The 9,212-nt window shown below is 65.4% G+C and carries 9 protein-coding genes; 2 read left to right on the forward strand and 7 right to left on the reverse strand.

Going from position 1 to position 9,212, the window contains the following annotated elements; translation table 11 throughout:
- Positions 1-131: 131 nt before the first annotated feature.
- From QMX78_RS18070 to QMX78_RS18090, 5 genes are all read right to left on the reverse strand, one after another.
- Complete coding sequence (locus tag QMX78_RS18070) at positions 132-809, reverse strand: HAD family phosphatase (protein WP_282272130.1); 678 nt, start codon at positions 807-809, stop codon at positions 132-134.
- Positions 809-1,516 (reverse strand): 16S rRNA pseudouridine(516) synthase, encoded by a 708-nt coding sequence (locus QMX78_RS18075; protein WP_282272132.1) that lies wholly within the window; start codon positions 1,514-1,516, stop codon positions 809-811. Before QMX78_RS18075 ends, QMX78_RS18070 begins: the two co-directional genes overlap by 1 nt.
- On the reverse strand, positions 1,513-2,571 hold the full coding sequence (locus QMX78_RS18080) for a methyltransferase (protein WP_282272134.1): 1,059 nt from the start codon (positions 2,569-2,571) through the stop codon (positions 1,513-1,515). The genes QMX78_RS18075 and QMX78_RS18080 overlap by 4 nt, the downstream gene beginning before the upstream one ends.
- Before the next feature lie 94 nt (positions 2,572-2,665).
- The gene (locus QMX78_RS18085) at positions 2,666-2,971 is read right to left on the reverse strand and encodes a DUF3247 family protein (protein ID WP_282272136.1); all 306 of its coding nucleotides are present in this window, start codon (positions 2,969-2,971) and stop codon (positions 2,666-2,668) included.
- Positions 2,972-3,023: 52 nt separating this feature from the next.
- A complete protein-coding gene (locus QMX78_RS18090) occupies positions 3,024-5,042 on the reverse strand; it encodes an ATP-binding protein (RefSeq protein WP_282272138.1) in 2,019 nt (672 codons plus the stop codon).
- A gap of 184 nt (positions 5,043-5,226) precedes the next feature.
- Between QMX78_RS18090 and QMX78_RS18095 the strand changes: the two genes are divergently transcribed.
- Positions 5,227-5,796, forward strand: a complete 570-nt coding sequence (locus QMX78_RS18095; protein WP_282272140.1) for a DUF3016 domain-containing protein — start codon at positions 5,227-5,229, stop codon at positions 5,794-5,796.
- 343 nt (positions 5,797-6,139) lie between these two features.
- Here the strand turns inward: QMX78_RS18095 and alr are convergent, their stop codons facing one another.
- Both alr and QMX78_RS18105 read right to left on the reverse strand, forming a co-directional pair.
- Complete coding sequence (alr, locus tag QMX78_RS18100) at positions 6,140-7,216, reverse strand: alanine racemase (protein WP_282272142.1); 1,077 nt, start codon at positions 7,214-7,216, stop codon at positions 6,140-6,142.
- Positions 7,216-8,481 (reverse strand): D-amino acid dehydrogenase, encoded by a 1,266-nt coding sequence (locus QMX78_RS18105; RefSeq protein WP_282272146.1) that lies wholly within the window; start codon positions 8,479-8,481, stop codon positions 7,216-7,218. Before QMX78_RS18105 ends, alr begins: the two co-directional genes overlap by 1 nt.
- Positions 8,482-8,631: 150 nt before the next feature.
- Between QMX78_RS18105 and QMX78_RS18110 the strand changes: the two genes are divergently transcribed.
- A complete protein-coding gene (locus tag QMX78_RS18110) occupies positions 8,632-9,111 on the forward strand; it encodes a winged helix-turn-helix transcriptional regulator (protein WP_057626761.1) in 480 nt (159 codons plus the stop codon).
- Positions 9,112-9,212 lie beyond the last annotated feature (101 nt).

Raw genomic sequence — 9,212 nt, forward strand, 5'->3', positions numbered from 1 at the left:
GAGCCATGCTCGGCAGGGGCGTTACCGGCAAGACCTCATGCCGAGCATGGCTCGGCACTACAGGTGAAGCGTTTGGCTGCGGGATTGCTGGTAAAGCCCCTGCCGAGCATGGCTCGGCACTACAGTGAGACCTAAGCCGCGCTTACCGGCAGCCATTGCTGCAGCAGCTCGCGCACGTCGTGCAGCGAGGCGGTGATGTGGTGACCGTAGCCGCGCACTTCTTCGTCCGGCTCCAACAGATCTGGAATCTGGATGGTGGTCATGCCGGCCGCAAGGGCCGCGCGCACGCCGGTCGGTGAATCCTCCAATGCCAGGCAATGCTCGGGCGCAATACCCAACCCATGCGCGGCGTGCAGATAGATATCCGGGGCCGGCTTGGAATGGGCCACATCGCTGCTGGTAGCAACGAACTGGAAATACTGCAGCAAACCCGCCGCTTCCAACTTGCGCTGGGCAAGCGGTGAACGGGTGGCGGTGGCCACCGCGCGCGGGATGTCATGCTCGCGCAGCAACTCCAGCAACTCGATGATGCCCGGCCGCAACGGCACCCCGGCTTCGACGATGTCGGCGTAGCGCGCATAGGAATCGGCCAACAACGCGTCGGTGCGCTGCATGCCCAGCACGTCGGCCAGTTTCTGCCGTGTGGTGGCATCGGATGAGCCGATCAGGGACAGCAGCAGCGGGCGCGGCAAGCCATAGCCATGCTCCTGCGCGGTCTGCTCCAGGCAGCCCATCAGCGCACGCTCGCTGTCCAGCATCAGCCCGTCCATGTCGAACACCAGCGCCTGCGGGCGGGCCTGCAATTCCATCAGGCCTGCTCTCCAAACAACACCGCCAGATCGGCGGCATCGAGCTGACGCCATTGGCCTTCAGGCAGATCGCCCAGACCCAGGCCGCCGATGCGCGAACGATGCAGCGCCTGCACGTGGTTGCCCACCGCGGCGAACATGCGCCGCACCTGGTGGTAGCGGCCTTCGTGCAGGGTCAGACGTGCAGCGCGTGCGCCCAGCACCTCAAGTTCGGCAGGCAGCAAGGGCTTGTCGTCCGATTCCAGCAGCAGTGCGCCGCTGGCGAACCGGGCGGTCTCGCTGCCGCTCAGATCTTCCGCCAGCTGTGCTTCGTAAACCTTGTCCAGCTTCGACTTCGGCGAGACGATGCGGTGCAACAGCTGGCCGTCATCGGTCATCAGCAACATGCCCGAGGTGTCGCGATCGAGGCGACCAACGCTGGACAGCACCGGGTCGCGGTCGCGGAAGCGTTCCGGCAGCAGTTCGTAGATCAAGCGGCCATGGTCTTTGGTCGAACAGGTGTAACCAGCCGGCTTGTGCAGCATCAGGATCAGGCCCGGCGGTGGGTCCAGCAGCTCGTCATCGATGCGGATGTTGTCGTGCTCGACCTTGTCGTCGGCATACAGCACTTCGCCTTGCGCGTCGGTGATGCGGCCCTCGCGGAACATCTGCTGCACCTGTTTGCGGCTGCCGTACCCGAGGTTGGCGATGTGCTTGACCAGCTTCATGCGCGGCCCCGGGTACCGACGATGACCTTGAAGCCATCGCGCTCGGCGGCCACCCGCACTTCACCGAAGCTCTCGGTGAGGATCTGCTCGTAGGGCAGATGGCGGTTGGCGACCATGAACAGCTGACCGCCCGGACGCAGCGACTGCGCCGCCACGGCGATGAAGCGGCGGCCGATGTCGGGCCGGTCTTCGCGCGCCGGGGTGTGGAACGGCGGGTTGGAGACGATGAAGTCGTAGCGGCCATCAATGCCGGCGGTGACGTCCTGCCAGCGGAAATCCAGCTTCACCCGCGCACCGGCATCGGCCAGGTTGTGGCGGGCCAGGGCCAGCGCGCGCGCCTCGGCTTCGTATAGATCCAGCGCGGTGACCTTGGGGCAGCGTGCCAGCACTTCGGAGGACAGGTAGCCCCAGCCAGCGCCCAGGTCGGCGCCACGGCCGGCCAGATCCGCCGGCAGCTGCTCCACCAGCAGGGCCGAGGCCGGATCGATGCGGTCCCAGGCGAACACGCCGGGGCGGCTCAGGAAGCGGCCATCAACGATCTTGCGCGGTGCATCCAACGCGGACCAGCGCTTGTGCAAGGCCTCGTCGTGCTTGCCTTCGGCTGGCACCGACCAGTACGCGCGGCAGTGATTCTTGGTCAGCGTGCCGCCCAGACCGGCCAGCTGCTGCAGGTCACTCTCACCGGAGCGCGCGCCTTCGTTGTTGGACTGGCAGGCGAGGATGATCCCGCCCGGGGCCAGCTTGTTCAGGGCCTGCGCGAACAGCGCGCGGGCTTCGTCACGCTGCCGCGGCGGCAGCACCAGCACCAGCGCGTAGCGCTCCTCGGTTTGCTCCAGCGCCTGTTCATCGCGCACTTCCCAACCGCTACGCTGCAGGGCGTCGGCAAAGGGTCGGAAACTCTGCGAACAGACCAGCTGGGCGCTGTCGGCATGTTCGCGCAGCGGCCAACCGTCCTGCGCGCGCAGGAACAGTACCGGCCCCTGCGGCCAGCGCAGACCAGCCTTGGAGAACGGGAGGAACAGGGTTTCCAACGGAGCGTCGTGCGGAGCAGGCATGCCGGTAATTCGTCTAGCAGGGCCGGCCATTCTACCGGGCCGGCCCCGGTCACCGGCCGCAGCCAGCTGAATGAGGCCTCACGCCCGCGCTGGATCAGGGGTCGGCGGCCGGCAGATGCTGCACCTGGAGCACGCTGTCCAGCCAGATCACATGTTGTTGGCAGGCCCGCAACAGGTCTTCCAGCCGCACCGTCGCGTTCACCCCAGGCTGCTCGTTGTGGTCGGCAAAATGCTGCAACGTCGGCTGCTCGGTAACGGTGCCAGCGACGCGACTGCCATCCTTGAGGACCAGCATGACCCGGGCCTGCTCCGGCAACTGGCCGAGCAAGGCCTCCAGCGATGCGATCAGCATCGGGTCGGAATAAACATGCGGCGCGTACAGGGGCATGACAGCGTCCATGGGTGAACGCCGTCACAGTAGCGTTTTTCCGCGTGAAATCCGTGCAAAGATTTCAGCGCGGCAGGCGCGCGTCGCGGATAGCCGAAATCAGCTGCGCCACGCTGTATGGCTTGGCCAGATGCCCCTGGAAACCAGAGGAAAACGCACGTCGCCGGTCATCGGCACGGGCCAGCGCGGTCACCGCCACCGCTGGCAGCTCATCGCCGCCGACGCCCAAGGTCTCGCGCAGGGTGTGGATCAGGCCGTAGCCATCCATGCCTGGCATGCCGATGTCACTGATCAGCACGTCGAACGCGGTATGCCCGCGCAGGTCCAGCAGCTCCAAGGCTTCGGCAGCGGTGCTGGCTGTAACCACCGACGCGCCCTGCTCTTCCAGCAGGCGGCGGATGTAGCCCAGCATGTCGACCTGGTCCTCCACCGCCAGCACGCGCAGGCCCTGCAGGGCATTGGGCACGAGCACCTGTTCACCGATGCGGCCGCGCTGTACGCGCCGGCGCGGGTGGTTCACCGCCTTCTGCGCTTTAAACTCCGGCAGGCGCAGATGGAAGGTGGCGCCACGTCCTGACCCCTCGCTGGCTGCCGAAACTGTACCGCCATGCAGTTCGGTCAGCTGCTGGACGATGGCCAGGCCCAGCCCGAGGCCACCGTGGCGACGGGTGGTGGTGCTGTCGGCCTGACTGAAGCGGCTGAACAGGTGTTCCAGGAACTCCGGCGCGATGCCGTCACCGTCGTCCTTGATCTGCACCACCAGATGGCCGGCTTCGTGCTGCAGGCTGATCTCGATCCGCCCTTCAACCGGGGTGAACTTGATTGCGTTGGACAAGAGATTGCCGAGTATCTGCTGCAGACGGGTGGCATCGCCAAGCACCGGCTGCGGCAGCTCCGGCAGCTCCAGCACCACCGTCTGCGCCTTGCCTTCGGCCACCAGCTCCTGCGCACGCACCGCTTCGCGCAGCTGCTCGGACAGGTCCAGCACTTCCACTTCCAGCTGCACCTTGCCCAGCAACATGCTGCTCAGGTCGAGCATGTCCGACATCAGGTTCTTCTGCGTCATCGCGCTGCTGGCGATCACTTCCATGCCGCGGCGCATCGGGTGATCGGCCTCCATGCGTTGCAGCAGCAGCTCGCTCCAGCCCAGCACCGTGGTCAGTGGCGTGCGCAGCTCATGCGACAGGGTTGCGAGGAATTCATCCTTCATCCGCGCCATGCCTTCGGCGGCGTTGCGCGCCACACGCTCGGCGGTGAGCAGGTCTTCGCGTGCCATTTCGATCTCACGGCGCTCGGTGATATCCGGGCTGTTGCCCGCCAGGCCGATGAAGCGGCCATCGGCCGAAAAACGCGGCACCGCGTTCATTTCCAACCACCGCCATTGCCCATCGTGGCGGCGCACGCGGGTATTGGCGTGCAGCTCGGTGCGGCCGTTCAACGCAGCCTGCAATTCGTACTCGAACGAGGCACGTTCGTCAGGATGCAGAAGACGCTGCCAGGGATCCGGCCCCAGGTCCTGATCGGCTGGCAGCCCGAAGAAGGTGAAGAACGCCGCGTTGACGAAGCGCAGCTGGCCGCGGTCATCCACCACCCAGACCGGCATCGGCAGGCCGTCGGCCAAGGCGCTGAAACGCGCCTCGCTTTCGGCCAGCTCGGTTTCAATCCGCTTGCGTGCCGAGATATCGAACAGAAACACCGCGACCTGGTGCTTGTCGGGCTTGCCGATGCGTACCGCCTCCACCGAATACCAGCGCGACGGCTCCGACACCTGGCGCTCGAACTGGCTGATCCCGCCCTCGCTGACCACCCGACCAAAGGCCTGGAACCAGTCCGCCTCCATCGCCGGCACCACCTCGCTCGCACGCCGACCGGTGACATTGCTCAGGCCGGTGACCTTCTGGAAACCGGCATTGACCTTGCGGTAGATGAAATCCACCGCAGTGCCCTGTTCAAACACCAGTTCGATCACGCAGAAGCCGCTGGCCACCGCATTGAATACCTCCCGATAGAGGCTGGAGCTTTCCAGATCCTCTTCGTCCAGAGACAGCAATGACAGGTGTGAGTCCGGGCTGGGGGCAGGCATCGTCGGAGAGGAGAAATGGCGCGGCGAAGAGGGATACGTGCCGCCCAGTCTGGGCGACAAACCATCCACACCCTGTGATGATGAACCATCGCGCAATCCGTTGCTGCGAACTGGCACCGGGTTCATTGCAGCGTTGGGGTGTGGGCCTCACACTTCCATCATCAACGTCCACCAGGAGCATGTCATGAAAACACTGACCGTTACCGGACTTGTCCTGGCCTGCCTGCTGGCTGCTGGCGGCGCCGATGCCAAGCCGCGCACCGTATCCGATCCCGAAGCGCCGCATGCCCTGAGCGCCGACGGTCCAGTACAGGTGCAATGGACCGATCCGACGCAGTTCACCGAACTGCGCTACAGCCGCAACCGCTGGGACGCGCAGCGGGGCAACTGGGTGGAGGATCTGGCCGAACACCTGCGCAAGCAGGCCAGCAAGCAGCTGCCGGAAGGGCAGAAACTGGACGTGACCATCACCGACATCAAGCGTGCCGGTGACTACGAGCCGTGGCATGGCCCGCGTCTGGATGACGTACGCATCATGCGCGACATCTACCCGCCGCGCATCACGCTGCAGTTCACCTTGACCGATGCCAATGGCCAGGTCATCGACCAGGGCGAGCGCAAGCTGGCCGACACCGGTTATCTGCTCAACAGCAGCCTGCCCAACAACACCGACCCGCTGCGCTACGAGAAGCGCCTGCTCAATGATTGGGTACGCCGCGAACTGCAGAGCGATCGCAGCACTGCCGGGCTGTGATTCGCAATTGGCAGATTGAAGAAGGGCCGCAATGCGGCCCTTTTTGTTTCTGTAGTGCCGAGCCATGCTCGGCAGAGGCGTCACCCTTAACCTTGCAGGTGCGGCGTAAGCCGCGAAGCCGACAGCAAAGAAGTTGCCGATCTTCCTGCCATCGGATTGATCACCAGCTTCGCGGCTTACGCCGCTCCCACAAAGAAGGAAGGACCGCAACGCGACGGCGCTCGGCTTCACCGGTAGTGCCGAGCCATGCTCGGCAAAAGCTTTACCGGCACCACATCAGCACAGAGCCAACCCCTCCCCAACCCTCCCCTCCGCCTTCGGCGCAAGGGAGGGAGAAAAAGCATCACGCCGACAAATACACCCGCGGCGTGCGCTTGAGGCTGCACGGCAAGCGATAGGCGCTGGTATTGCAGCGCGGCGCCAACTCGGAAATGGTCGGCGCATTGCCCCACAACTGCACGATGCTGCCACGTGCGGCCTGCGGGTGATCGCTCAGGTCCACGGTCAACATGTCCATCGATACACGACCAATCAGTCGCCCCGGCACGCCGTCGATCAACACCGGCGTGCCATTCGGCGCGAACTGCGGGTAGCCATCGGCGTAGCCCATCGCAACCACGCCTACGCGCGTTGGCTTTTCAGCAACAAAACGCGCGCCATACCCCAGCGGTTCGCCGACGCCGAGTTCGCGCACCGCGATCACCCGCGATTGCAGGGTCATCACCGGGCGCAGCTGCGCGGCATGCGGGCTGGGCTGCGGATACAAGGGATCGGCGCCGTACAACATCAGGCCCGGGCGTACCCAATCGCTGCGCACATCCGGCCAGCCCAACAAGGCCGGCGAATTGCATAGGCTGGTTTCACCAGCCAAACCTTCTGTCGCACGAACGAAGACATCGAGCTGCTCGCGGGTGCGGTTGCTGCCCAGTTCGTCGGCACGCGCCAGGTGGGTCATCAACACCAACGGGCCGACCTGCGGCAGTGCGCTCAGGCGTGCATGCGCGTCGCGGAACTCTTCCGGCGACAGACCCAGCCGGTGCATGCCGCTGTCCAGCTTGAGCCAGATACGCAGCGTGGCGTCGGTCTTGAATGCCTCCACCGCCTCCAGCTGCCACGACGTGGCCACGACCACCCAGAAATCATGCTCGACGATCAACGGCAGCTCAGCCGCGTCGAAGAAGCCTTCCATCAGCAGGATCGGGCCACGGATGCCGGCCTGGCGCAGCTCCAGCGCTTCTTCGATGCAGGCCACGCCAAAACCGTCGGCCTCGTCCTGCAGCGCGCGGGCGCAGTTCACCGCGCCATGGCCATAGGCATCCGCCTTGATGATCGCCAGGGCCTTGCCACCGCCGAGCTGGCGGGCCAGCCGGTAGTTGTGGCGCAGTGCGTCCAGGTCGATCAGTGCCTGTGCCGGGCGCATCAGTGCTGGCCCTTGCCGTAGCGGAAGATATCCAGGCCTTCGGTGCTGATCTGCGGCTGCTTGCCGCTCATCAGATCGGCCAGGTAACGACCGGAGCCGGCCGCCATGGTCCAGCCGAGGGTGCCGTGGCCGGTATTGAGGAACAGGTTGCGATACGGCGTTGCGCCGATCACCGGGGTGCCATCCGGGGTGGCCGGGCGCAGGCCGGTCCAGAAGCTGGCCTGCGACAGGTCGCCGCCATCCGGGTACAGGTCCTTGACCACCTTCTCCAGCGTGGCGCGACGGCGCGGCTCCAGCGACAGATCGAAACCGGCCACTTCGGCCATGCCGCCGACGCGGATGCGGTCTTCGAAGCGCGTAATGGCGATCTTGTAGCTCTCGTCGAGGATGGTCGAGTTCGGCGCCATCGCCGCGTTGGTGATCGGCAGGGTCAGCGAGTATCCCTTCAGCGGGTACACCGGCAGCTGCATGCCCAACGGTGCCAGCAGCTGCGGCGAATAGCTGCCCAACGCCAGCACGTAGTGGTCGGCGGTCTCGAGCTTGCCGTTGATGCGTACGCCGGTGATGCGGTCGCCATCGGTCTGGATCGAAGCGATGTCCTGGTCGAAGCGGAACTCGACACCGGCCGCTTCGGCCAACGCCGCCAGCTTGGTGGTGAACAGCTGGCAGTCGCCGGTCTGGTCCTCGGGCAGGCGCAACGCGCCGACCAGCATTTCAGTCTTGCCAGCCAACGCCGGCTCGACCCGGGCAATGCCCTGGCGGTCCAGCACTTCGTAGGGCACGCCGTATTCGCGCAGCACCTCGATGTCCTGCGCGGCGGCATCCAGCTGCTGCTGGGTGCGGAACAACTGGGTGGTGCCCAGCTGGCGGCCTTCGTAGTCGATACCGGTGGCGGCGCGCAGTTCGTTGATGCAATCGCGGCTGTAGTCGGACACCCGCACCATGCGCGCCTTGTTGACCGCGTAGCGGGCCGAGGTGCAGTTGCGCAGCATCTGCCACAGCCAACGGTACTGGGCGATGTCGGCGGTGGGGCGGATGGCCAGCGGCGCATGCTCCTCGAACAGCCACTTGATCGCCTTGAACGGCACGCCCGGGGCTGCCCACGGCGAGGTATAGCCGAACGACAGCTGGCCGGCATTGGCAAAGCTGGTTTCCAGCGCCGGGGCCGGCTGCCGGTCCACCACGGTGACCTCAAAGCCGGCCTGCCGTAGATACCAGGCACTGGTCGTGCCGATCACACCGCTGCCAAGCACCAGAACGCGCATTTTCATTCTCCGGACCACATCATTCCCTGCGCACGGGACGGCAGGGGCTAGGAACGGCGCAGTATATTCAGGGTCAGCCAGTTGTTTTCCCTGTATTAACTTGCCGAATCAGGTTAATTTCCCGCTTCGTTCATCAAAAACAGAGCCGCCATGGCCACCCGCAGCCGCGAACTGGACAAGATCGACCGCAAGATCCTGCGCATCCTGCAGCAGGAGGGGCGTATCTCCTTCACCGAGCTGGGCGAACGCGTCGGCCTGTCGACCACGCCCTGCACCGAGCGCGTGCGCCGGCTGGAGCGCGAAGGCGTGATCACCGGCTACTACGCACGACTGGACCCTTCCTCGGTCAAGGCCAGCCTGCTGGTGTTCGTGGAGATCAGCCTGGCCTACAAATCCGGCGACATCTTCGAGGAATTCCGGCGTGCGGCGCTGAAGCTACCCAACGTACTGGAATGCCATTTGATGTCCGGTGATTTCGATTACCTGCTCAAGGCCCGCATCAACGAAATGGCCTCCTACCGCAAGCTGCTCGGCAGCACCCTGCTGACCTTGCCGCACGTACGCGAATCCAAAAGCTACATCGTGATGGAGGAAGTAAAAGAAACCCTCTGCCTGCCAATAGCAGAGTAGTGGGGGGGGGGGGGGGGGGGGGGGGGGGGGGGGGGGGGGGGGGGGGGGGGGGGGGGGGGGGGGGGGCGGCGGGGCGGGCGGCGGCCCCGCGCGCCGGGGCG

This window comes from Stenotrophomonas sp. PS02298 (assembly GCF_029959445.1).
GTDB lineage: Bacteria > Pseudomonadota > Gammaproteobacteria > Xanthomonadales > Xanthomonadaceae > Stenotrophomonas.